Genomic DNA, 22,044 nt, shown 5'->3' with positions numbered 1-22,044 from the left:
GCCGGACCATGACCACCAAGGAATTTGATGGCCTCGCGGCAATCGTCACAGGCGGGGCTTCCGGGATCGGAGCGGCCATCGCGGACCGCCTCGCCGCTGGCGGCGCCCAGGTAGCGGTCCTGGACCTCACACCGGAAGCCAGCCCGCACTTTGGCGTGCAGTGCAACGTGGCCGATGACGCCTCGGTGCGTACCGCCGTCGAGCATGTCGCCCAGCGGTTCGGCCGTCTGGACATCCTTATCAACAACGCCGGAATCGGGGCGCAAGGTGACGTTGCCGCGAACAATGACGACGAATGGCTGCGCGTCCTCAACATTAACGTGGTGGGAATCGCGCGCGTGAGCCGGGCAGCGCTGCCGTACCTGCGTGAGTCACCGGCGGCGTCAATCGTCAACACCTGCTCCATCGCGGCAACGGCGGGCCTGCCGCAGCGTGCTTTGTACTCGGCGTCCAAGGGCGCGGTCCTGTCCCTAACATTGGCGATGGCCGCGGACCACGTGCGCGAGGGCATCCGCGTGAACTGCGTCAATCCCGGCACCGTGGACACCCCGTGGGTAGGCCGCTTGCTGGACTCGGCGGCGGATCCCGCCGGCGAGCGCGCAGCCCTCAATGCCCGCCAGCCACACGGACGCATGGTGGATCCTGCCGAAGTGGCCGGCGCGGTCGCTTACCTGGCGAGTCCGCTGTCGGGCTCGACGTCGGGAACCTCGCTGGCGGTCGACGGCGGCATGCAGGGTCTGCGGCTTCGTCCGGTTCACTAGGGGGTTGCGTCAGGAGAGGCGTTGCGTCAGTAGAGCCCGTTGAAGATGTTCCATCCCCAGCCAACGGTTTCCACGCCCTTCCAACCGCCGCGTCCATCGCCGTAGTACATCAGCAATTCACCGGAGCTGTTGACCCCGTGGACATCGGCAAAACCGTCACGGTTGAAGTCCCCCACACTGCCCACCTTGCTCAGGACATTCCACCCCTGGCCTACTTGGCGTGGCGCCAACCATCCGCCACTCCCATTGCCGCCATAGAGGAACAGGCGTCCGGCCTTGTCCTTGGCCAGGAGGTCCGCCGTGCCGTCGCCATTGAAATCACCGGGCGTGATGAGCAGGTCCATGACGTCCCACCCCTGGCCCACGTGGGCGCGGGGTGTCCACCCCCGGGCGGCTTTGGGGTAGAGGTAGAGGTTGCCGTTGGGTTCGGTGGCCAGGAGGTCGTTGTACCCGTCGCCGTCGAAATCGCCGGGGCCTACCACTTTGTCCATGGCATTCCAGCCCCAGCCGATTTCCGATGGATAGGCCTCCGAAGGGAAGGTTCCGTCTCCCCTTCCCCAGAACATCCAGAGCCTGCCCGCCCCGTCCGTTGCCAGGAGCTCAGTCTTGCCGTCGCTGGTGAGGTCGCCGGCACCGATGATCCTGCTATATGCAGCCCAGTTGGCGCCAATCAGCCGCGGCGGCTTCCACCCTTGTGTACTGTCGAGGCCCGGGTACAGCATCAGGGCACCATCATGCCGGCGTCCCAGCAGCTCAAATACTCCCCGGCCCGTGAATCCTTCAGCGCGTGGGGGCTGACTCTTGACCACCTCGGATTCCTTCACCACCACCTGCGAGGGGTTGCAGGCTTGGGAACCCGTGACCACAGCCGAGATCCGGGAGCCGACGTCCTCCATGCGCAGCTCGTAGAACGAGGAGAAGGTCGATTGCGGTATCACCGGCTCGCCGTCACGAAGCCACTGGATTGAATAGCCGTGCTGCGGGTCAGGGTCGCAGGCGGAGAAGTACTCGTAAGCCCCGCTGACGGACAATCCGTTGCCCACATACGTGGGGCCACTGATACTGAACCCGTCCGGCGTCACTGCGTGTGCGGCGGGAACCGGCATGGCGGCCAGCAGGACAGCCGCCAAGATCGCAGCCTTGACGGAGCCCCGCGTCCGCCGGATGTGCCTGAATGTTCCCACCGTTTCTCCCTTGAACGTGCTGGGTGTTTCCTGTGCTCATCCTAGACGCGGGGTCAGACTACGTAACGCAACGGAGCCGCAACGTTCAACGTCGGCGGTTCCCTTATGCTCAACTCCAAGGAATCAACGGCGACTCACTGACAGCCCCAGGAGAAGAACTCATGACCAATTGGCGCATCCGGGACTTCCACTCGTCTGATCTCGACGGGATACTGCACCTCTGGGAGTCCCTCAAGGCCGACGGCGTGGAGCCCGTCTACGCCCTGTCCGAAGTCCTGGCTTCCTGCGAGAAGGACCACGCCGTGGTCGCGGTTCAGGGCGAGCAAGTGGTGGGTGCCGCCGTGGGACGTGCCGCCCATGACCAAGGCTGGATCGTCTTCCTGGCGACGCTTCCCGAGTTCCGCGGACGGGGCATCGGCACCTCGCTGCTGGCCGCCGTCGAAAACCGGATGGCTCCGCACGGCCTCAATAAACTCTCCGCGCTGATGCCGGAGACCGAAACGCGGGTCGAGGCGTTCCTGGGCCGCGGGTTCGTGGTGAAGAAGAACCTGCGCTACTTTGAGCGGACCATTCCCGTGCAGCGCCAGGAACTTGGTGCGCTGGGACTTCTCGGCGGGCGCGTCCTGGCGCGCGATCTGTGGGAGAACGTGGCCGGCATGCGCCGCGAGAAGGAACTGCTGGAGCGCCGACTGGTGCTCCCCCTGGCCGAAGCCGACCTCGCCGACGAATACGGCGTTGTTCCGCCGCGCGCGGTGGTGTTGTTCGGTCCGCCCGGCACAGGAAAAACCACATTCGCCAAAGCCATCGCCTCACGCCTGGAGTGGCCGTTCGTGGAGGTGTTCCCCTCGCGCCTGGCCTCCGATCCCAAGGGTTTGGCGGGTGCCTTGCGGGAGACATTCCTGGAGATCGCTGAGCTGGAGCACGCCGTGGTGTTCATCGACGAGGTGGAGGAGATCGCTTCCCAGCGTGCCGGTGATCCGCCGTCGCCGCTGCAGGGCGTCACCAACGAGCTCCTCAAGATCATCCCGGCTTTCCGCGAACAGCCCGGCCGCTTGCTGGTGTGCGCCACCAATTTCATCCGTGCACTGGATACTGCGTTCCTCCGCCATGGGCGCTTCGACTACGTCATCCCCATTGGCCTTCCGGACGTCCATGCCCGTGAGGCCATGTGGCAACGGTTCATCCCGGCCTCCGTGGTGGACTCCGTGGACATTGCCCAGTTGGTCGAGCGGACCGAAGGCTTCTCGCCGGCGGATATCGAGTTCGCGGCGCGCAGTGCCTCCCAGCGGGCCTTGGAAAAAGCCGTGTACGACGACGGCGCTGCCGGCCCTGCCTCGGAAGGCGCCAATGGTCGGAAGGGCCCCGTCACCCAGGACTACCTCGACGCGATCGCGGACACCCGCACGACCGTCAGCCCCGAAGTGCACCAGGACTTCCTGGAAGACATCGACGTCCTGGGCCGCGTTTAGGGGTCTGCGCAACGAGTTCGCGGGAACCCTGCCAGATCGCCGGAATTTTCCGGTCGAGCTGGACGCATTCCCGCGAACCCGGCGCAGGATCGCCGGCAACGGTAATCTTTGAGCCATGTCCACGAACCCCCTCCGCCATGCCCTCTCCCGGATGGGCGGGCGCGATCCCCACGAGAAACACCGCACCGCCACCCCGCTTGAGCTGTTCTTCGACCTGACTTTCGTTATCGCCTTCGGTGTGGCAGGCAACCAGTTCGCCCACGCCGTGGCCGAAGCCCACGTTGGACCGGGCTTGCTTGGATTCTGCTACGCCATGTTTGCGGTGATCTGGGCTTGGGTGAACTTCACGTGGTTCGCGAGCGCCTACGACACCGACGACTGGGTGTTCCGCGTGGTCACCATGGTCCAGATGGTGGGCGTCCTCATCCTCGCGATGGGCATCGAGCCGATGTTCCACTCCCTGGTGGAGGGCGACCATGTCAACAACGTGGCCATCCTCATCGGCTACATCATCATGCGCGTCGCGTTGGTCTTCCAATGGCTGCGCGCTGCACGCCAGGATCCCGAACGCCGGGAGACGTGCCTGCGTTACGCCAAGTATCTTGCCTTGGTACAGCTGGGCTGGGTGGCCGCGTTGGTGATCGAGACGGATGTGCTCACTACTTTCTTATTGGCAGCACCGCTGTTCGTCCTGGAGATGTCAGTTCCCGGGCTCGCCGAACGCAAAGCCCGGACGCCGTGGCATGCACACCATATTGCCGAGCGGTACGGGCTCCTTGCCATCATTGCCCTGGGTGAGTGCCTGATCGGCGCCATTGAGACTCTCCGGGCGATTGTTGCCCTGCACGGCTGGACCCTGGATGCCGCACTGGTGGGCTTCAGCGGGACAGGCTTGGCCTTCGCCATGTGGTGGATCTACTTCATCCTGCCGGCAGGGCCCGCGCTCCATCTCCAACGGCACCGCTCATGGGTGTTCGGCTACGGGCACATGTTCATCTTCGCCGCCATCGCTGCCACCGGCGCCGGACTCCACATTGCCGCGTACTACATCGACCATGAGGCCAGCATCAGTGGGGCAGCAGCCGTGGCCTCAATCGCCATCCCCATCATTCTCTTCAAGGTCTCCCTCACTACGCTCTACAGCATCATGCTCAACCCGGACCGCGAGCTGCTGTGGAGCACCACCGTTGTGGTGCTCGGCTTGGCCGCAAGTATCGCCATGGCCGCTGCGGGAGCATCCGTGCCCCTCTGCATGCTGGAAATGATGCTGGTCCTGGGCCTCTCCATTGCTTACGACGAACGGCGCGGACACAAGGGCCGGGCTGCGGCGCTCCGCCGGCTGGAAACCGCGGCTGGCTAAACTCAACCCAAAGTTGCGGGGCCCGCTTTGCGCCCTGAATCTTCCCTGGGTCACGCAGATCGGGCCTTACAACTACTCCGGAACAACTACTCGGGAACGATGTCGTCGAGCTCCGCGAGCAGGTGCGGGTTGATCCGTTGCAGGATCATCCGGACCTCTTCCTTGGGAACGGCTACGTAGAGCACCGGGCGGGCATCGGCGTACCGCGTTACCGGCGGCTTGTCCGGCCACTTCTCCGCGAGCGCCTGGACGCGTTCGGGCAGGGAATTGTGGGCATTGTCGGCGATCTTGACCAACGTGGCGTCGTGGTCCTCCGCGACGTACCGGATGCCGGCGTCGTAATCATCAGGATCGTCGTGGAAGCGGCGGGTGACGCGCTCGACAATGGCGAGGGCGCGCTCGGAAACGCCCATCTCCAGCAGCGCCTGCCGGGTGATGGGCGTGTCTTCGGCGATGTCGTGGAGGTAGCCCGCAATCCGGATGTCGTCGTCAAAGTCGGCCAAGGCGTCACCTACGGCGAGGACGTGCTCCCGATACGGCCGCTTGAGTTTGTCCTTCTGGCGGTTGTGGGCCACCTCCGCCAGAACCTGGGCAGTCTCTACTGTGAAACGTGGTTCAGTCATTCTGGCCTCCGACTCGGCAACGGATTTTCGGGGTGACCCCTTACTCAGGCTATCCGTCGTCAGCGGTAAGGATGTACCGTCTACCAATCCTGAACGGCGCGCGCGGCGATTGCCACGGTAACTGCCCGAGGTAAACGCTGGGCGAATCCTGCGGCCACCCGGTTCATCCATCCTGAGACGACGCTGCCGGGCGTTACCTTGCGGTCGAGCGCCTTGAGGGCCGTCTCCACCACCTGGGCCGAGGTCTGCATGGGGCCGACCGCCGCCGACTGGCTCCCCAGTACGTCGAAGAACTCCGTTTTGGTAGCCCCCGGGCACAGTGCCAGGACGTTGAGCCCTGAGTCCTTGGTTTCGTGGGCTACGGCCTCGGTGAAGCTCAGGACGAAGGCCTTGGTTGCGCCGTAGACAGCCATGCCGGGGATCGGCTGGAATGCCGCCGTACTGGCCACATTCACCAGCGCGCCCTTGCCGGACGTGAGCATTGCGGGCAGGAAAGCCCGGGTGATATCAACCAGGGCAGCAACATTGAGCGAGATTTCGGAGGCTATGACCGCCGGATCTTCCTCCACCAAGGGCCCATGGGTACCGAAGCCTGCGTTGTTGATCAGGGTGTCCACGGCGATGCCGCGTACGGATAGTTCATTGAAAAGCTCCGCCCCCACGCCTGGTCGACCGAGGTCCATCGGGAGCACCGTCACCGTGACGCCATATTCGCTTCGCAGTTGCTGTGCCAGGTCTTCCAGGCGATCCACCCGCCTGGCAACCAGGACAAGGTTGGAGCCACGGGCGGCGAAGCGCTGCGCGAACTCGGCGCCGAGCCCGGAACTTGCTCCCGTGATGAGCGCGGTGGTGCCGGAGTAGGTCATGGTCATGATGGTTCCCGTCGTTGTGTGGGGGACTGATGTAGTCGCTGTCTACATGGTAGGCAGCGACTACATTGTTGTCAATGCCTACATTGCTCTAGACTTGAAGCATGACCGAGCAGCCCTACCACCATGGAAAACTCCGCGAAGCCCTCCTGGAGCGTGCCATGGACACCATTGAAGAGGCCGGCGTTGACGGGCTTTCCCTCAGGCAGCTCGCCCGGGATGTCAACGTCAGCCATGGGGCACCGGCCAAGCACTTCCGGGACAAGCAGGCGTTGATCGACGCCTTGGCCATGGCTGGCTTCGAGTTGATGAACAGCCGCATCCAGACCGCTTCGGAGGCCGGGGGCAGCCTGCGGGAGCGGTTCATCGGCGTCGCGAAGGCGTACGTGGGATTTGCGGTTGCACACCCGGCCCTGTTGAGCATCATGTACTCCACCAAGCACCACCCGGATTCAAGTGCCGAGCTGCGAAACACGGGCGGTCAGGGAATCGAGATAGCCCAGGGAATGATCGTCGAGGCCCAGGAGGCCGGCGAACTGGCTCCCGGCGACCCCGGCACCTTGGCCATGGTCTGCTTCGTCAGCCTCCACGGTGCCGCTATCCTCGCTGCAGGCAAGCACCTGGAAGGAATGCCCGTGGATGATGCCTTGGCAGCAACCACGGATACGTTGTGGGCAGGAATGGTTGCGGGCGTGCCGGCAGCCCAAGCACACGATGTACTGCCCGGGTAACTGAACTACCGGGCTACACCCCCGGCCCGGCGATGACCTCCCGCACGGCTGAGCTCAGCTGGAAGTTGCGGCACCCCACTCCCCCGGGCTCGGCCTGCTGGGGTACATAACCGAAGCCGAGTTCGTAGACAGGATCGGCAAACCCCAAGGATGCGCTGGCGCCGTCGTGCCCGAAGGCGCGGTAGCTGCCGAAGGGCATCCGGGAGTGCGATTTCATGAAGACGGTGGCAAAGCAACCCGTCTCACCGAAGACCCTGTCGATGCCGAAGACCTGCTCGGCAGTCACTGTCCGGATGGTTTCCTCCGTTAGAAGGGGTGCGACGTCGGCATCCCCGGCGAGGCCTGTGAGCGCGGCTGCATAGATCCTCGCCATACCATCCGCGCTGGACACGCCCGCCGCCGAGCTCAAACCGGCAGCCCGTACTTCCGGGATATTCGGCAAATCCAGAATGTCACCCACGGCCGCGTTGGCTGCCAGGCCGAAGTGACTGGCCGGGTCCACCCAAGGCCACGAAGGATCAGCTGCCCAACGGAAGGGTGCGAAACGGGATTCTTCGGACTTAGGCAGCCCAAGGTAGAAATGCGCGCCGGTTACCGCCCGGATGCGGTGCTCGAAAACCTCTTGAAGGGTTGCCCCAGTGATCCGCCGGCACAGCTCCTCCATGAAGATCCCGATGCTGAGGGCGTGGTAGCCGAAGGAGGCACCGGGCTTCCACAAGGGAGCCAGTTTGGCGAGTTTGGCGGCGGCGAGCCTGGAATCATTAACCTCTTCCAGCGTCAGGCCACCCTCCGGACCCAACAAGCCGGCTTGGTGCGACAGGAGCTGGGCAACGGTGATCGCGGCCTTGCCTTCCACCCCGAATTCCGGCCAGTACTTGACCACCTCGGCGTCGAGGTCCAGTTGCCCTTCCTCCACCAGCAAGGCCATGACCAGACCGGCCATTCCTTTGGAACAGGAGAACACGCCGGTCACCGAGTCGGGGCGGATGTGCGGACCACCGCTCAGGTCCAGCACCTTCACGCCGCGATGATACGCAGCCACTTGGGCCGAGTACTCGGGATCCTGATCCAGGAAACGGCCAAAAAGTTCGGCGACGGGTTCGAAACCTGGGGCGACCATCTGTGCATGCATCCAGCCAGCCTACGTGGTGGACCTTTCAAGCACGCGGAGTTATCCACACCCAAGGCTCCCGGGGGAGCCGCTGCGGGTCGAACGCCGGAAGCGCCTCCTGCAAGGTCCCGCCTGGCAAGCCGAGGGACTCAAGGATCAGGGCCCGCACCCGCTCGGGAGGAATTCCGACGGCGGCGAGGTCGTCCAGCGTGACGGCACCGTCGCGCTTTGCCAGCCTCACGCCGTCGTGGTTTACCACCAACGGAACATGCGCGTATTCGGGGACGGGATGGCCCAAAAGCGTGGCGAGGTACGCCTGTCGCGGGCTGGACGGGAGGAGGTCGTCGCCGCGCACCACTTGGTCGATTCCCTGTGCGGCGTCGTCGACCACCACGGCCAGGTTGTAGGCGGTGACGCCGTCATTTCGACGCAGCACAAAGTCGTCCACCATCCCCACAAAAGTGCCGTGCAACTGGTCCTCAACAGCCCACTCGGCGACGTCCGCGCGTAGGCGGACGGATGCTGGACGCGAAGCACGCCGTATCTCCCGCTCGGCAGCTGAAAGCCGCCGGCACGTGCCCGGGTAGGCCCCTTGGGGAGCATGTGGGGCCGATGGCGCTTCCTGGATTTCCTTGCGGGTGCAGAAGCATTCATAGGTGCGCCCTTCCGACGCCAGTCGCTGGATTGCTTCGTCGTAGAGGCCCGCGCGCTCCGTCTGGCGAACGACATCGGCATCCCAGATGACGCCGATGGCCTGCAAGTCGCGGAGCTGATCGGCCTCGGCGCCGGATCTGGCTCGGTCAAGGTCTTCCACCCGCAGCAGGAAATCGCGGCCGCTGGAACGTGCGAACAGCCAGGCCAGCACGGCCGTACGGAGATTGCCAACGTGGAGTTCACCCGAAGGGCTCGGGGCAAATCGCCCGGCGGAAGTCATGGTCCAAGCCTATGCGCCCAGGCGGGACCACCGGCCGGGCGCCGTGGCGGGCCGCTCGGCCGGGCGTGGGCCGGCGCAGACAACACAAGAGCCCCTCAGCTACCGCAACGATCCGGTGGCTCAGGGGCTCTTGCTGTGCTGCCCGACCAGCGGGCGAGTGCAGAATGACAATGCTGTGAACAAGAGTCAATCAGCGGCTGCTTCCTTGCGGGAAACCTGTGCAGGACTCCGGGTGGTGTTCCGGGGGCCTGGTGCCGGCGGGCCTCGGCGGTAGCCTCGTCCTGCTTCGTTGCCACTATTTCAGCAGCAGACGTACAGTAGGAGCAATAGTCCTCTGAATTATTGGTCGATCTGACTACTCATCTCTAGAGAACAGGACAGGAAGTGGTCATTTTGCAGGAACTCGACGCTACAGACCGCCGGATTCTGGCCGCACTCGACGACGATCCCCGTGTTCCCATCATGGTCTTGGCGCAGAAATTGCACTTGGCACGCGGGACTGTGCAGTCGCGCCTGGAACGGATGACGGCGTCCGGTGCGTTGCGGGCCAACAGCAGCCGCGTCCTGCCGTCGGCACTCGGGCGCGGAGTGGCTGCGGCAGTGAGCGCAGAACTGGACCAAAGCCATTTGAACCAGGCCATCGCAGCCCTTCGCGAGATTCCGGAAGTCCTCGAATGCCACGCCCCCGCCGGGGATACCGACCTCATCATCCGGGTGGTGGCCAAGAGCCCTGACGATCTCTACCGCGTGTCGGAGGAAATCCGTTTGTGCCCCGGCATTGTCCGGACGTCCACCAGCATGTTCCTCCGGGAAGTGATTCCCTACCGGACCACGGGCCTGCTCAGCGGGTAGTCACTTATGCACATAGGGAAGTTGTCCCCATGTGCCCGGTTGCGGCGCCAGCCTAGGATGGGGGCAGGCAACGGCACACTACATTGGGGGCAACGTGGCGGGTAACTTCTATGGCGCGGACGTCGCACAGTTGCGGCAGTTGGCCAAGGAGCTTGCCCGTAACGCGGACAGTCTCACGAATTTGGGCCAACAGCTGTCCGGCACCATCACCAACAGTCAGTGGCGGGGGAACGACGGCGACCGCTTCCGTCACGATTGGAACAGCTCGCACCTGCGCGCCCTCCAGAGCGCGGCTTCCGGCATCAAGGCAGCCTCCCGGAGTCTGATGCAGAACGCCGGGGAACAGGAAGCCGCGAGCACCCAGGGCGGAGCGGGCGGTGCTGGCTCCGGAGGCTCCGGTTCCGGCGGAAACGGCCAGGAGCTCACGGATTTGTTAAACGGGATGACTCCCGAAGAACGCGCGGAGTACCTTCGCAGCGATGAGTTCAAGAAGTGGGCGCTCGAGCACCCCCAGGAAGCCAAAGCCGCCATGGACGCGGCAGCCGACTCGGGACTCATCGAGAAGAAATCTCCCGAGTACTCCCAGTTCCTCAGCGATTACTGGAACCAGCAGGCCATGCGCGAGATGGGCATAGACCCCTCCACCTGGGACACCAGCAAGGGCACTGAATACAACTGGGAGACCATCAAGAAGGTCTACGACTTCTACGGTCAGGCATTTCTTGCCAATCCGGACCTCCAGTGGGCCGGCATGGCGAACATGATCGGCCCTTCCTTCGCCGGCGGATTCAAGGACATGGCCATGCTGCGCGATCTGGCCCGGCAGATCGCCGATAACCCGGCTTCCGATGTCCCCATCCCGGTACTCGACCAGATCGAGCAGCTCGCGGGCATGACTGACGCCGAGATCAAGTTCTACGAGACGTCCATGCTGGACATGAACAAGGAGATCTTCCTGGACCAGGCCCGCCAGCACCAGGCCTACATGAACGGCGGCATTGACGAGATCAACCGCCTCCGGGACTCCGGCGCAATCGACCCAGCTACCGCAAAGGCGTGGGCACAGATTGATTCCGGCGACCCGGCGCAGGTCAAGGAAGGCAACACCGCCCTGCTGTACCGGGAGCAGAACGAGATCATCGCCGACGATTACGACACCATGCGCAGCCATCCTGGAGGGGAAGCCGTGACCTACATGGTCACCCTGGCAGGTGAACCCTCCATTCCCGGAGCAAAGAGCTACCCCGAAGTGTTCCCGTACAAGTTCAGCGTGGAAAGCCCCGGGCCGGAAAACATCCCCTTCACCAACTGGGACAACCCAACGCAGTTCCGCACGGACTTCACCACCGGATTCCCGGACGGCAACATTGCCGATGCCGATCAACGCTGGGCCCTGATCAAGCAGGACACCCTCCCGGCATACCAGGAGCTACTGGCCAACAATCCCCAGCAGGCCCGGGACATCGTCGGTTCAGATTTCAACGACCGCGTTGAGCAGTACAGGCCAACCAACAACATTCCGGGCATCATGGACCGTTTCCTGGACGGCTTCGACGCGGAGGTCCACCAATGACCCGGATCATGAGAGTCCTGGGACTGGCAGCCGTGTGCGCGGGCATCCTCACCACCACGGCCTGCCAGGTCCCCGTCCCCGCTTCACCATCAACGTCCCAAGGGAGCACAGTGATTACCTCGGAATTTTCCACGCTTGATGCCGCAGGTGTTGACCGGATCAGGACAGACAAACGGGCCAAGCTGGACATGAGCAGCGGGGCGCTGCAGAAATCGGCTGTGCGGGTAAGCGACGACAGCTACGGCCCGGAGATCAACACCCAGGACTCGGGAAAGATCGAGCTAACCATTGTGGGACCCAGTGGAGAGATCCACGCGCAAACAGACCGCATCCGGTTCAAGACCACCGATGCCCGTCCTGATTTCACCGAAGTCACCTACTTCCTCACGGCGGATTCCGCAGAGGACTTCGCTGCGCTGATCCGTGACGGAGTGGAAAAGTACGGTATCGATGCCGACGACGCCGAGCGATGGATCTCCTCCACCAGCAAGGACTCATCCGCAAAAAGCGACTACTCCTTGACCTCGGGCACCAGCACCGGACTGGAGGTCAATTACGACCTCCGCTTCGATGGCTCCAAGGAAACCCAGGTCATCATCGTCCATGTGACTCCGGTCAGCTAAACCGGCGGCCCGATGTTGGTCTTCAGGTTCTTCATGACCAATGTCGACGTGAGCCGCTCCACCGCGGGCAGGGCGGCAAGTTCGTCGTCGTAGAAGCGCTGGTACGCAGGCAGGTCCGCGGCTATGACCTTCAACAGGTAGTCGGGTGAACCAAAGAGACGCTGGGCCTCGACGATGTTCGGGTTGGCCGTGACCCTGGCCTCGAAGGCGGCCATGGTTCCCCTGTCAACCTGCCGCAAAGTAACGAACACGATCGCTTCGAACCCGAGCCCCACCGCCGCCGGATCTATGTCCGCGCGGTAACCCCGTATGACCCCGGTCGACTCGAGATCGCGGAGCCTTCGATGGCAGGGAGCCACCGTCAAACCTACCTTGGATGCCAAGGCTGTGGCAGTCATCCGGCCATCCTCTTTGAGGTGCCGCAAAATACTTCTATCAATACCGTCAATCACGCAATAATCTTACGCGGCCAGCACTCCCCAGAGCTAAATAGGCGAACACTTACGGGCTTAATTTCCCTAGAGTTTTCCCTACCAACCAATCCTGGAGAGATCGTGAATCCGCAATTGTTCCTCGCCTTCATCATCGTGGCAGCCACGCTGGCCTGCACACCCGGCGTCGACTGGGCGTACTCGATTTCAGCCGGTTTGCGTCAACGCAGTTTCGTGCCCGCAGTTGCCGGCCTTTGCAGCGGTTACGTTATCCACACTTTCCTGATGGCCGCTGGCTTGGCCGCGCTCCTCGCCGGCGTCCCCGGCCTTCTGGGGTGGCTGACGATCGCCGGCGCGGCGTACCTGCTGTGGCTGGGCATCGGCACCATCCGCTCGTGGCGAGGCGCGAGCTTCAGTGCGGAAGACGGCGTCGTGCATTCCGGTAACCAGCTCCGCACGTTCTTCCAGGGCATGGGCACCAGCGGCATCAACCCCAAAGGGCTCCTGTTCTTCGTCGCCCTGGTGCCCCAATTCGTCAGTCCCGAGGCCGCACTGCCTGTGCCGGTCCAGTCCGGCCTGTTGGGACTGACCTTCGTCCTGCTTGCCGGCATGGTTTACACGGCTGTTGCCCTGGCGTCGAGGAAGCTGCTCGCGTCCCGGCCCGGTGCCGCGCGGGCTGTGACGCTGACCAGCGGAATCATCATGATCGGACTGGGGACCGTGCTGTTGTCGGAGCAGCTGCTGCCGCTGCTGCCACACGTCTAAGCGGCAAGCAGCTCGTCGAGACGCTCGTATCCCTCCACTACTCCATAATTCATGCCGGTGGCCAGAGCCATGTCGCGCGCTTCCACAGTGGGGTAGACCTCGTGGGCCACGATCCGGGTGCGGCCCCCGGTTTCCTCGAAGGTGGTGGTGCTGATGCCCACCTGATTGGGGGCGCCGTCGAATTCGAACGTCATGATGATCAGCGCGTCGGTTTCGACGGTGTGGAAGATGCCGCGGAAACCGAACATGGCGTCTTCGTGCCCGCTCTCGTAGTGCCAGCTGCCGCCCGTGGTGGCGTCGTATTTGGTGACGTTCAGCGTGGCATTGCGCGGCCCCAGCCATTTGCCGAGGAGGTCGGGGTCAACGTGGGCTTTGAAGACCGCACTGACGGGCGCGTCGAATTCCCGGACCGTGTCAACGAACGGGACGCCGTCATCTGCGGTGATGGTGGTTGGATTGCTCATTTCAGTTCCTCTTTCTTTTCTTGTTCCTGCTGGGAGGTGGCGAGCAGTTGGTCGAGTCTCCTGAAACGGGACTCGGCGATCAGGCGGTATTGGTCAATCCACGCCGTCATGCGTTCCAGGGCAGCGGCGTCCAGATGGACGGGCCTGCGCTGGGCGTCCCGGGAGCGGGTCACCAGGCCCGCGTGCTCCAGGACCTGTATGTGCTTGGAGACTGCCTGCTTGGTAATGGCGAAGGGTGCCGCGAGCTCGTTGACGGTGGCATCCCCCCGGGAGAGCCGGGCAACGATGGCGCGCCGGACCGGATCCGCGAGAGCCATGAAGGCTCTGTCCAAGGTGTCAGGACCTGGAGCGTCGTGTGCCATCTACCCTCAAACCTTCCGTAATCAACCAAATCCTTTATCAATGATTTGGTTGATTAAGAGCGTACGCCGCTTCCGAGGTCAGCACAATAGTCCCTATTCGCCGCCCAGTTGCCGGAAGTCGTTCTCCCAAAGACGCCGCATTTCGGCGTCTTTGCGGATAACGTCCATGGATTCCAGCTCAGCCGGCGGAGCGTGCCGCATGGATCGTGGCGTCAAGGTCCGGCGCCCCTGGTCCAAGGCCAGGAGAGCCCGGTCCGTCAGGGCATCATTCTTCAATGCCAGATTGGTCTTCCTGCGGCGAAGGACCTCCTTCAGGGCAGTCTGGGCCGACTCAAAATCACCCCTGGCACGCTGCGACCTCGCCCGGATCAGCAACAAAGCGGCCGAAAGGTCGTCGGTATTCAGCAGACCCTCGGTCCACACCACCACGTCACGGTGGCGCTCCAGGGAAAACGCCGCTGTGCAGCGGGCCAAGGCAGAAGGCAACGACGGCGGCAAACCCACCACAGCTTCAAGGGCGGCCTCGGTCATCCCCATTTCCCGGAGACAATGGGCCAGCGCCAGGAACACGGATTCCTCGCTGAACAGCACGGGGACCTCGATGCGTTCGGCGACCTCAACCCGGGTGACCACCTGCCCAAGGTACATGGCCGAGAACTGGCTGGCGTCGTCGTCGATCCTGGTAGTCAACCCGCGCTGCAGCAGTTCGGACGCGCGCAAGTATCCGCCGTGCTTGTAGACCAGCAGCCCGGCCATGATGTGGCACAACCCGGCCCATCCCGGGTTCGTCCGCGCGAAGGCGAGGAGGCGATCCGGTTCCGTGGAGGAGAAGACGGCCTCGTGCATGGCCTTCGCCGTCTTCGAGGACAGTATCTTGAGCCTGGGGACGCTGCCCACAACGGACAAACGTGCATGGTCCCGGCCACTGAGGACTCCCGAAAGGACATCATTCACGCCGTCAGCCAGGCCACGCACAGGCGTCCGGACGTAGCCCTCACGGAAGGGCGTCAGATCCCGGACATCATGAAAAATGGTGTGCACGCGACCGTTCGGCACTTGGCTCATGAATCCATGCTAACCGGCTCCTGAACCGGGCCGATCCCCTGCTATCCGGAGCATTTCAGGAGTATTATGGCGGCGTCGGCAAGGTTTTGCCACACCCCTTGCCGCAGGCCGGCTCTCCAGGAGAAGAGCCGCATAACCGCGTGAAAGGGAGGACTGATGACCACCGCTTCGCACCCTGCCGAACACCACCACATGATGGGGTTGACACTTCGCAACACCGCCATGGGCGTTGGCATAGTATTTCTGCTGGTAGGCGTCCTGGGCTTTATCCCGGGAATCACCACCAATTACGGCGCCATGACCTTTGCGGGACATGAATCCGGCGCCATGCTGCTTGGAGTCTTCCAAGTGTCCATACTCCACAACATCGTTCACCTGCTGTTCGGCGCGGCCGGATTGGCCATGGCAAGGAACGACCGCATGGCCCGCCTGTTCCTTCTGGGCGGCGGCGCCGTGTACATCGTCCTCTGGATCTACGGCCTGGTCATCAACCAGGGAACGGGCGCCAACTTCATCCCGTTCAACACGGCCGATAACTGGCTCCACCTGATCCTTGGCGTAGCCATGATCGGCCTCGGCGTCTGGCTCGGCAGGGATGTCATGGACGAAACAGCCGCGACTCGAAGGAAGATGTAAACCCTCGATATTTGCGGAAACAACGACGGCGGCCGCCCCTTTGCGGGGGCGGCCGCCGTTCTGTTCCGTTCCGCCGAGATGGCATTTAATGACAATGTTGATGCCCGCGATTGTCATTAAATGCCAAGTCGGCGCAGGAATACGTGGTCACTTCCCGGGCGGTGCAGGGCTCACATTGGTAAAAGTGTTGCCTGTGGAGTACTGGTCCAAGCGCCAGGGGTTGGCGTTGTTCCGCACGCTCTGGAACATCACGTTGTCGAAGGAGGAATCCGTCAGGCCCTTGATGTTGGCCGGGTTGACGTTGCGGAACACCACATCCTGGAAGGTGAAGGCACTCAGGGTCGCCGTTCCTTCGCCGAGCGCGGGACCTGCCTGGATGTCGATGACCGGCTTGCTGTCGGACACGGCCATACCGCACGTGGGCGAATTGTTGCCGTCCACCGAAACGTTCCGGACCCGCACATCCTTGAACGTGGCCGAATCCGCAGCGAGGTATCCCGACGGCGACTGGTTGTAGCTCAGCGTCATGATGAACGCGCTGCTCCCCATGCATGCCATGGCAGTGTCCCGGAAGAGGAAGTCACGCCCGCCGCCGGCCATGTCCGAGGTACTTTTCATCCGGAGGCCTCCCGTTTCAACCTTGTACATGACGTTGTCTTCAGCGAGCACACGCTGCACCCAAGCCGCAGTGTTGGAACCGACGGCAACACCGCCGTGGCCCATGCGCATGTAGTTGTTGAAGATCCACACGTTCTCACTCGGCCTGCCGAGGGCTCCATATTTGCCCTGACCTGCCGCGAAGTTGACCTGATCATCGCCGGTGTCAAAGAAATTGTTCAGGACGATCCCGTTGTTGGCACCCCCGAACTCCAACCCGTCACCGTTGTTGGCGTTATAGGTGGTGTGCCGCATCGCGTTCACAGTGCTGTTTTCGGTATCCAGGATCATCACCCCGTGGAACGCCGGGTTGTCCGCCGTGACCCCCTCGATGTACAGGTTCTTCACTCCCATGAAGGTCATCAGGCTTGAACGGTACTGCCCGTAGAGTACGGAGTCATCCAGCGTTTCAGGCTTGTTGATGACGCCGGTGAGGGCTACCGGATTTTCCTTGGCTTTGCGGAACTGATCGGCGGCAAGCACGCCGTCGTCCAGGACTTTGCTTGCGGAACTGGCCACATATTGGGGTATTTCGTTGCCGGCTTCGTCGACTATCGATCCGTCGGCGGTCCGCTTCCAGCCGTTTCCGTCCACCACGCCTTTGCCGACGATGCGCACATTGCTTGCAACCGCGCCGGGCTCGCGATTTCCGGCGGATCTGCCGTTGTCGTCCGGAAGCACGTTAATGAGCGACGGCGGCCTCCGGTAGTTTCGGTATTCGGCCTCGGTTGGGAGGGGGTCGGGGACTGGATAGAGGTAGTAGCCCTTGTCCAGGGGATAGTCCTCCGCCTTGTCCGATCCGAGCAAACGGGCTCCTTCCCGGAGCTCAAGGGTCATGTCCGAGTGCAGGAAGAGCGCACCGGTTTTGAAAGTTCCGGCGGGAACCACCACAGTACAGCCAGGCGTCCGGCAGGTATCGATGGCCTTCTGGATGGCCTTGGTGTTGAGGCTTGTCCCATCGCCCACAGCCTTGTAGGCGGGATCTGTGATGTTCACTTCGTGGCGTACCGGCGTGGTGGTCACGGTGATGGGTCCACTCGCGGCAGACTCGCTGCCGTCGGTCCTGATGGCGGTGACAGTGAACTCGTAGCTGGTGCGCGGAGACAAGCCCGTCACGGTGTAATTGTGGGCAACGGTCCGAACGTGGAATCCGTCCTGGTCGGCGGCGCGGAATGCCGCCACGTATTCCTGGGCAGGCGAGAACGTCCGCGCGTTTTCCTCGGCGGTTCCCACAGCGCGTCCGTTCAGGTAGACGCGGTAGTCCACAACGTCGTCGTAAATGTCCGGCTTGTTCCACACCAGCAGCGTCTTGGTACTGTCCGTCGCCTGCGCCGGAACGCACAGGTTTTGCGGGACCCTGCTGCTTCCGCCGCTCAGGAGAATGCTGGTACTGGAGCACGCCGGGCTGTCCCCCTTTCCTGCGGGGGCGGCATTTGCCGGCGGTACGACGGCGGCAACAGACGTCATCCCCACTACGGCTGCCAGCATGGTGCTCGCCACACGGTGCCGGGATTGCGGTTTTCTTCGGGTCGATCTCATGGAAATCCTTCCCGGGGCACAACGATGTACCCCAGTACTTGGAGGCACAGAGCTCTCCAGTGGGTGTCGAGAAAGGCAAGAAAACGTTTTCTGAGATCACCCTAGGAAGGAGTGGGCGCGGTCAAGAACCGCACCCGCCGACTTGGCAATTAATGACAATGTGGGGGCGCGGGATTGCCATTAACTGGCATCTCGACGAAGCGATGCCCCGCCTACTGAGGGGTGCGGCCACCCAGGCGGGTCGTGACCTTGGCCGCCGCCGCCGCGCAAGCCTCGCCGAGGCCGGCCAGGACTTCCTGCGAAACGCGGAACTTTGGAGCCGGGATCAAGACTGACGCCGCGATGTTTCCACGGTGGTCGTACACCGGGGAGGCAACACCAACCTCTTCGATGGACGTTTCACCGAAGTTCACGGCCCATCCGCGTGCCGCGCTTTCCTTGAGCCGGTCAAGGTACGTCTCCACAGAAGCTTCATCCAGCCCAGGCAACGTGATGGACCCGCCACGGAGCAGGTGACGGACCCGTTCCGGGTCTTCGGCTGCCAGAAAAACCTGCACGGAGGAGCTCAGCGCTTCCCTGTATCGGGCCCCGAGCGGAGCAAGATGCTTGACCTGGTGTCGGCTGGGGATCTGCTCCACACACATGGATTCGACGCCGTTCCACACCATGAGCGCGCTGGTCTCGCCGGTGCGTTCGGTCAACTCCTGCAAAACGGGGTAGGCAACCCGCCGCTCATCGAGTTCCGCCAGGAGGGGGCCCGACATTGCGATCATGCCCAGCCCCAAGCGGAACCTGCGCGAATCGACGTCGCGCTCCACCAAACCCTCTTGCTCCAAAGTGGCCAAAATCCGCGAGACGGTGCTCTTGTGGAGACCAATGCGGCCTGCGATTTCCGTGACTCCAAGGAGGGGTTCGTCCGCAGAGAAGCTACGCAGCACGGCAATGGCGTTCACGATGACCGAGGTGCTCTTGTTGTCACCGTTATTTGGAGCGTCGCTGGATTCGGAGGGAGTCATGGGTTCACTATATTTCGCTGCGGGCTGCTGGCGTTGCGGCGCTGGAACCGGTGGACGCCGTGCACTGCGCCCACCGGCCGCATCACTTACGCTCCGATGATGTTGTACTCAGGGCCGAACGGGAACTTGGTGATGTTCTCCGCGCCGTCGTCGCCCACCACCAGGATGTCGTGCTCGCGGTAGCCGCCCGCACCCGGCTGGCCGTCCAGCACAGTGATCATAGGTTCCATGGACACCACCATGCCCGGCTCAAGGACAGTATCGATGTCTTCGCGCAGTTCCAGGCCGGCTTCGCGGCCGTAGTAGTGGCTGAGCACTCCGAACGAGTGGCCGTAGCCGAAGGTCCGGTTGGCCAGCAGTCCATGGCTGATGTAGATCTCGTTGAGCTCCGCGGCGATGTCCTTGCACACGGCGCCGGGCTTGATGAGCTCCAGCCCACGCTTGTGGACCTCAACGTTGATGTTCCACAGCTCAAGAGAACGGGCGTCGGGTTCACCGTAAAACAGGGTGCGCTCAAGCGCGGTGTAGTAACCACTGGTCATCGGGAAGCAGTTCAGGGACAGGATGTCGAGTTCCTGGATCTTGCGGGTGGTGGCCCAGTTGTGGGCGCCGTCGGTGTTGATCCCGGACTGGAACCACACCCAGGTGTCACGGATTTCGGAATCCGGGAACGTACGCGCGATTTCGTGGACCATGGCTTCGGTGCCGATCAGCGCTACCTCGTACTCCGTAATCCCGGCGGTAATGGCGTTGCGGATGGCTTCGCCGCCGAGGTCACCGATGCGGGCGCCGTGTTTGATGACCGCGATCTCCTCCTCCGACTTGATCATCCGCTGCCGCATTGCCGTTTGGGCAACGTCAACCAGCGTTGCTCCGGAGAAGGCCGCCTGGATTTTGTTGCGGTTATCCAATGGCAGAGAATCATCTTCGACGCCGATGCGGCGCGGGTTGATGCCGCGGGTCCGCAGGACTTCCTGGATGGCGTGGATGTAGTTGTCACGGCGCCAGTCCGTGTATACGAGGTTCTCGCCGTAGCTGCGGCGCCAAGGCATACCGGCGTCGATATTTGCCGTGATGGTGACCGTGTCGTCCTTGGTGACCACCATGCCGTACGAGCGGCCGAAGTAGGTGAAGAGGAAGTCGGAGTAGTACTTGATGGAGTGGTAGCTGGTGAGGATGACGGCGTCGAGGTCTTTCTCGGCCATGATGCTGCGGAGGCCTGCGAGACGGCGTTCGAACTCGGTATCGGAGAAGGTCAATGAGACCTTTTCGCCGTTGTTGAGGACCTTGGTGCGCTCGAGCTTGGCGACGTCGTTGACGGACTCGTTTTGGGTGATGGTCATGGTGATTCCTTTCAATGGGTGTGGTTGTTTCTCAGTCCTGCTGCAGCGGCTTCTTTGACGTTTCTGCTGCGAAGAGGACTGCGACGAGGGAAACCAGGGAGGCAGCCACGAGGTACCAGCCAGGGGCCAGCTGGTTGTGGGTCATGCCAATCAGGAGTGTTGCCATGAACGGGGCGGTACCACCGAACAGGGCGTTGGAGAGGTTGAAGCTCACGGCAAAGCCGGTGTAGCGGACCTTGGTGGGAAAGAGTTCGGCGAGGAAGCTCGGCAGGGTGCCGTCGTTGAGAGTGAGCATCCCGCCCAGCAGGATCTGCACCAGCACGATCACGAGGAAGTTTCCCGTATCCAAGAGCATGAAAGCCGGCACAGTCAGCAGCACGAACAGGACGGACGCGGTGAGGAGCATGCGCTTGCGGCCGAATCTGTCCGAGGCAATACCGGTCAAGAAGATGAAACCGATGTAGCTCGCCAGAGCAATGGTGGTGGCCAGGAATGACTCCGCGGCTCCGAAGCCCAGCTCTTCCGAAAGGTACGTCGGCATGTAGCTGAGGATGACGTAGAAGCCCACGGCGTTCAGCAACACAGCACCCGTGGCGATGATGAGTTGCTTTCGGTAAGTCCTGAACATGGCAAAGGCGGGCGCTTTGACAGCAGTGTCCTTCTCCGCCAGTTCGCGGAAAGCAGGCGTGTCCTCAAGCTTGGTCCGGATATAGCGGCCGATCAGACCCATGGGTGCTGCGAGCAGGAAGGGCAGGCGCCAGCCCCATTCGTTCAGCTGCTCAGCGGTCAGGACTGAACTCAGCAGGGCGGCAAGCAAGGAGCCCAGCAGCAGTCCCGCTGCGGTACTTGCTGGCACGACGGCGGCATAGAGTCCGCGCCGATTGGCCGGCGCGTACTCCACAAGGAACGCGGACGCACCTGCATATTCGCCGGCCGCCGAGAAGCCCTGGACCACCCTGACGAGCAGGAGCAGGATGGGCGCCATGACGCCGATCGTTGCGTAGCCCGGAATCAGCGCGATGCAGAACGTGGCAACTGACATCAGGAGGATGGACAAGGACAACGCCTGTTTGCGTCCGATCCTGTCACCGATGTGGCCCCAGATGAAACCGCCGAGTGGCCTCACGAAGAAACTGATGGCGAAGACACCGAAGGTCGCCAGGAGTGCCGTTTGGCGGTCGGACTCGGGGAAGAAAACTGAGGAGATAATGCCAGCCAAGTATCCATATACGGCGTAGTCGAACCATTCGACGAAATTGCCGATAAAGCTGGCAGTGACAACTCGCCGTCGAGTGTTCTTGCTGACCGTGTTCTTGGGGCTGGGGGTGTGGTTGTGGCCGGAGGCGGGTGAAATGCCTTGCTCGGCTGCCACAGAGGATTCATTGCTCATGTGTCCACCAAAATCATTTGGGTTGCATTCAACGCAACGCTGTTGCATCAGACTACGTGTGTGGTGGATCACGGTCAAGAGGTCATTTGTCAGTGCGGCTGGCTCGAGGCGGGCAATGCCACGGTGAGAACGACCCATGGCTGAAAGTGACTTCTCGTTGCAGTCAACGATTCAAGGTTGCGACCAACGCCCAAATGACCTCCACCCTCACTCACATCTCCCGACCTTCAACCCAACGCTCAGTCACGCAAAGCAAAAAAGCCCGACGTCGGCACCCGGCCTGGGT

Annotated in this window: 22 protein-coding genes; 9 read left to right on the top strand and 13 right to left on the bottom strand. The window is 62.7% G+C overall.

Annotated elements, in window-relative coordinates; all coding sequences use genetic code 11:
* Nucleotides 1-8: 8 nt before the first annotated feature.
* Nucleotides 9-761 carry an SDR family NAD(P)-dependent oxidoreductase gene (locus ACFVSI_RS17875; protein ID WP_387826527.1) on the top strand — a complete coding sequence of 251 codons (753 nt, stop codon included), beginning with the start codon at nucleotides 9-11 and terminating at the stop codon, nucleotides 759-761.
* 26 nt (nucleotides 762-787) lie between these two features.
* Here ACFVSI_RS17875 and ACFVSI_RS17870 read toward each other — a convergent pair whose 3' ends face one another.
* A complete protein-coding gene (locus ACFVSI_RS17870) occupies nucleotides 788-1,945 on the bottom strand; it encodes an FG-GAP repeat domain-containing protein (RefSeq protein WP_387826524.1) in 1,158 nt (385 codons plus the stop codon).
* 161 nt (nucleotides 1,946-2,106) lie between these two features.
* On the opposite strand from ACFVSI_RS17870, the gene ACFVSI_RS17865 reads away from it, so the two are divergent.
* Both ACFVSI_RS17865 and ACFVSI_RS17860 read left to right on the top strand, forming a co-directional pair.
* Nucleotides 2,107-3,414 (top strand): ATP-binding protein, encoded by a 1,308-nt coding sequence (locus ACFVSI_RS17865; RefSeq protein WP_387826521.1) that lies wholly within the window; start codon nucleotides 2,107-2,109, stop codon nucleotides 3,412-3,414.
* Between the two features lie 115 nt (nucleotides 3,415-3,529).
* The gene (locus ACFVSI_RS17860) at nucleotides 3,530-4,774 is read left to right on the top strand and encodes a low temperature requirement protein A (RefSeq protein ID WP_387826518.1); all 1,245 of its coding nucleotides are present in this window, start codon (nucleotides 3,530-3,532) and stop codon (nucleotides 4,772-4,774) included.
* Between the two features lie 86 nt (nucleotides 4,775-4,860).
* Here the strand turns inward: ACFVSI_RS17860 and ACFVSI_RS17855 are convergent, their stop codons facing one another.
* Together ACFVSI_RS17855 and ACFVSI_RS17850 are read right to left on the bottom strand one after the other, a co-directional pair.
* Nucleotides 4,861-5,397 carry an HD domain-containing protein gene (locus ACFVSI_RS17855; protein ID WP_387826515.1) on the bottom strand — a complete coding sequence of 179 codons (537 nt, stop codon included), beginning with the start codon at nucleotides 5,395-5,397 and terminating at the stop codon, nucleotides 4,861-4,863.
* Between the two features lie 80 nt (nucleotides 5,398-5,477).
* Entirely contained in the window at nucleotides 5,478-6,269 is a 792-nt protein-coding gene (locus ACFVSI_RS17850; RefSeq protein ID WP_387826512.1) for an SDR family NAD(P)-dependent oxidoreductase, read from the bottom strand.
* A 101-nt stretch (nucleotides 6,270-6,370) separates the two neighbouring features.
* Between ACFVSI_RS17850 and ACFVSI_RS17845 the strand changes: the two genes are divergently transcribed.
* Nucleotides 6,371-6,997 carry a TetR/AcrR family transcriptional regulator gene (locus ACFVSI_RS17845; protein WP_387826509.1) on the top strand — a complete coding sequence of 209 codons (627 nt, stop codon included), beginning with the start codon at nucleotides 6,371-6,373 and terminating at the stop codon, nucleotides 6,995-6,997.
* A 13-nt stretch (nucleotides 6,998-7,010) separates the two neighbouring features.
* On the opposite strand, the gene ACFVSI_RS17840 is transcribed toward ACFVSI_RS17845, so the two are convergent.
* Nucleotides 7,011-8,129, bottom strand: a complete 1,119-nt coding sequence (locus ACFVSI_RS17840) for a serine hydrolase domain-containing protein (protein WP_387826506.1) — start codon at nucleotides 8,127-8,129, stop codon at nucleotides 7,011-7,013.
* A gap of 25 nt (nucleotides 8,130-8,154) precedes the next feature.
* Nucleotides 8,155-9,042 (bottom strand): tRNA glutamyl-Q(34) synthetase GluQRS, encoded by an 888-nt coding sequence (gene gluQRS / locus ACFVSI_RS17835; protein WP_387826503.1) that lies wholly within the window; start codon nucleotides 9,040-9,042, stop codon nucleotides 8,155-8,157.
* 393 nt (nucleotides 9,043-9,435) lie between these two features.
* On the opposite strand from gluQRS, the gene ACFVSI_RS17830 reads away from it, so the two are divergent.
* The 3 genes from ACFVSI_RS17830 to ACFVSI_RS17820 all read left to right on the top strand — a co-directional run bounded on the left by ACFVSI_RS17830 (nucleotide 9,436) and on the right by ACFVSI_RS17820 (nucleotide 12,090).
* Nucleotides 9,436-9,894 (top strand): Lrp/AsnC family transcriptional regulator, encoded by a 459-nt coding sequence (locus tag ACFVSI_RS17830; RefSeq protein ID WP_387826642.1) that lies wholly within the window; start codon nucleotides 9,436-9,438, stop codon nucleotides 9,892-9,894.
* 94 nt (nucleotides 9,895-9,988) lie between these two features.
* The gene (locus tag ACFVSI_RS17825; protein ID WP_387826501.1) at nucleotides 9,989-11,467 is read left to right on the top strand and encodes a WXG100 family type VII secretion target; all 1,479 of its coding nucleotides are present in this window, start codon (nucleotides 9,989-9,991) and stop codon (nucleotides 11,465-11,467) included.
* Nucleotides 11,464-12,090 (top strand): hypothetical protein, encoded by a 627-nt coding sequence (locus ACFVSI_RS17820; protein WP_387826498.1) that lies wholly within the window; start codon nucleotides 11,464-11,466, stop codon nucleotides 12,088-12,090. Before ACFVSI_RS17825 ends, ACFVSI_RS17820 begins: the two co-directional genes overlap by 4 nt.
* Here ACFVSI_RS17820 and ACFVSI_RS17815 read toward each other — a convergent pair.
* The gene (locus ACFVSI_RS17815) at nucleotides 12,087-12,542 is read right to left on the bottom strand and encodes an Lrp/AsnC family transcriptional regulator (protein WP_144662223.1); all 456 of its coding nucleotides are present in this window, start codon (nucleotides 12,540-12,542) and stop codon (nucleotides 12,087-12,089) included. The genes ACFVSI_RS17820 and ACFVSI_RS17815 overlap by 4 nt on opposite strands.
* A gap of 102 nt (nucleotides 12,543-12,644) precedes the next feature.
* Here ACFVSI_RS17815 and ACFVSI_RS17810 point away from each other — a divergent pair, with 102 nt between their 5' ends.
* A complete protein-coding gene (locus ACFVSI_RS17810; protein ID WP_387826495.1) occupies nucleotides 12,645-13,286 on the top strand; it encodes a LysE family translocator in 642 nt (213 codons plus the stop codon).
* Here the strand turns inward: ACFVSI_RS17810 and ACFVSI_RS17805 are convergent.
* The 3 genes from ACFVSI_RS17805 to ACFVSI_RS17795 form a co-directional block, all read right to left on the bottom strand.
* Nucleotides 13,283-13,750: an SRPBCC family protein gene (locus ACFVSI_RS17805; RefSeq protein WP_387826492.1), complete on the bottom strand. Its 468-nt coding sequence runs from the start codon at nucleotides 13,748-13,750 to the stop codon at nucleotides 13,283-13,285. The genes ACFVSI_RS17810 and ACFVSI_RS17805 overlap by 4 nt on opposite strands.
* Nucleotides 13,747-14,112, bottom strand: coding sequence for an ArsR/SmtB family transcription factor (locus ACFVSI_RS17800; protein ID WP_387826489.1), 366 nt, complete (start codon nucleotides 14,110-14,112; stop codon nucleotides 13,747-13,749). The genes ACFVSI_RS17805 and ACFVSI_RS17800 overlap by 4 nt, the downstream gene beginning before the upstream one ends.
* A 93-nt stretch (nucleotides 14,113-14,205) precedes the next feature.
* Nucleotides 14,206-15,177, bottom strand: coding sequence for a hypothetical protein (locus tag ACFVSI_RS17795; protein ID WP_387826487.1), 972 nt, complete (start codon nucleotides 15,175-15,177; stop codon nucleotides 14,206-14,208).
* 156 nt (nucleotides 15,178-15,333) lie between these two features.
* Here ACFVSI_RS17795 and ACFVSI_RS17790 point away from each other — a divergent pair, with 156 nt between their 5' ends.
* Nucleotides 15,334-15,813: a DUF4383 domain-containing protein gene (locus ACFVSI_RS17790; protein ID WP_262276368.1), complete on the top strand. Its 480-nt coding sequence runs from the start codon at nucleotides 15,334-15,336 to the stop codon at nucleotides 15,811-15,813.
* Between the two features lie 147 nt (nucleotides 15,814-15,960).
* On the opposite strand, the gene ACFVSI_RS17785 is transcribed toward ACFVSI_RS17790, so the two are convergent.
* The 4 genes from ACFVSI_RS17785 to ACFVSI_RS17770 all read right to left on the bottom strand — a co-directional run bounded on the left by ACFVSI_RS17785 (nucleotide 15,961) and on the right by ACFVSI_RS17770 (nucleotide 21,758).
* Nucleotides 15,961-18,009, bottom strand: coding sequence for a glycosyl hydrolase family 28 protein (locus ACFVSI_RS17785; RefSeq protein WP_387826485.1), 2,049 nt, complete (start codon nucleotides 18,007-18,009; stop codon nucleotides 15,961-15,963).
* A 212-nt stretch (nucleotides 18,010-18,221) separates the two neighbouring features.
* Nucleotides 18,222-19,025, bottom strand: coding sequence for an IclR family transcriptional regulator (locus ACFVSI_RS17780; protein WP_387826483.1), 804 nt, complete (start codon nucleotides 19,023-19,025; stop codon nucleotides 18,222-18,224).
* A gap of 86 nt (nucleotides 19,026-19,111) precedes the next feature.
* The gene (locus tag ACFVSI_RS17775; protein WP_387826481.1) at nucleotides 19,112-20,368 is read right to left on the bottom strand and encodes an aminopeptidase P family protein; all 1,257 of its coding nucleotides are present in this window, start codon (nucleotides 20,366-20,368) and stop codon (nucleotides 19,112-19,114) included.
* Nucleotides 20,369-20,399: 31 nt separating this feature from the next.
* Complete coding sequence (locus ACFVSI_RS17770) at nucleotides 20,400-21,758, bottom strand: MFS transporter (RefSeq protein ID WP_387826479.1); 1,359 nt, start codon at nucleotides 21,756-21,758, stop codon at nucleotides 20,400-20,402.
* Nucleotides 21,759-22,044: the final 286 nt, after the last annotated feature.

The organism is Paenarthrobacter sp. NPDC057981, assembly GCF_042886835.1.
Taxonomy (GTDB): domain Bacteria; phylum Actinomycetota; class Actinomycetes; order Actinomycetales; family Micrococcaceae; genus Arthrobacter.
This window is presented reverse-complemented; position numbering and strand designations above follow the sequence as displayed.

Excerpts from the sequence above, each read along its gene's own strand:
- ACFVSI_RS17780 (WP_387826483.1), bottom strand. The coding sequence starts at position 19,025 with ATGACTCCCTCCGAATCCAGCGACGCTCCAAATAACGGTGACAACAAG.
- ACFVSI_RS17820 (WP_387826498.1), top strand. The coding sequence starts at position 11,464 with ATGACCCGGATCATGAGAGTCCTGGGACTGGCAGCCGTGTGCGCGGGC.
- ACFVSI_RS17785 (WP_387826485.1), bottom strand. The coding sequence starts at position 18,009 with ATGAGATCGACCCGAAGAAAACCGCAATCCCGGCACCGTGTGGCGAGC.
- ACFVSI_RS17865 (WP_387826521.1), top strand. The coding sequence starts at position 2,107 with ATGACCAATTGGCGCATCCGGGACTTCCACTCGTCTGATCTCGACGGG.
- ACFVSI_RS17840 (WP_387826506.1), bottom strand. The coding sequence starts at position 8,129 with ATGCATGCACAGATGGTCGCCCCAGGTTTCGAACCCGTCGCCGAACTT.
- ACFVSI_RS17795 (WP_387826487.1), bottom strand. The coding sequence starts at position 15,177 with ATGAGCCAAGTGCCGAACGGTCGCGTGCACACCATTTTTCATGATGTC.
- ACFVSI_RS17800 (WP_387826489.1), bottom strand. The coding sequence starts at position 14,112 with ATGGCACACGACGCTCCAGGTCCTGACACCTTGGACAGAGCCTTCATG.
- ACFVSI_RS17805 (WP_387826492.1), bottom strand. The coding sequence starts at position 13,750 with ATGAGCAATCCAACCACCATCACCGCAGATGACGGCGTCCCGTTCGTT.
- ACFVSI_RS17855 (WP_387826515.1), bottom strand. The coding sequence starts at position 5,397 with ATGACTGAACCACGTTTCACAGTAGAGACTGCCCAGGTTCTGGCGGAG.
- ACFVSI_RS17845 (WP_387826509.1), top strand. The coding sequence starts at position 6,371 with ATGACCGAGCAGCCCTACCACCATGGAAAACTCCGCGAAGCCCTCCTG.
- ACFVSI_RS17860 (WP_387826518.1), top strand. The coding sequence starts at position 3,530 with ATGTCCACGAACCCCCTCCGCCATGCCCTCTCCCGGATGGGCGGGCGC.
- ACFVSI_RS17850 (WP_387826512.1), bottom strand. The coding sequence starts at position 6,269 with ATGACCATGACCTACTCCGGCACCACCGCGCTCATCACGGGAGCAAGT.
- ACFVSI_RS17775 (WP_387826481.1), bottom strand. The coding sequence starts at position 20,368 with ATGACCATCACCCAAAACGAGTCCGTCAACGACGTCGCCAAGCTCGAG.
- gluQRS (WP_387826503.1), bottom strand. The coding sequence starts at position 9,042 with ATGACTTCCGCCGGGCGATTTGCCCCGAGCCCTTCGGGTGAACTCCAC.
- ACFVSI_RS17790 (WP_262276368.1), top strand. The coding sequence starts at position 15,334 with ATGACCACCGCTTCGCACCCTGCCGAACACCACCACATGATGGGGTTG.
- ACFVSI_RS17875 (WP_387826527.1), top strand. The coding sequence starts at position 9 with ATGACCACCAAGGAATTTGATGGCCTCGCGGCAATCGTCACAGGCGGG.
- ACFVSI_RS17770 (WP_387826479.1), bottom strand. The coding sequence starts at position 21,758 with ATGAGCAATGAATCCTCTGTGGCAGCCGAGCAAGGCATTTCACCCGCC.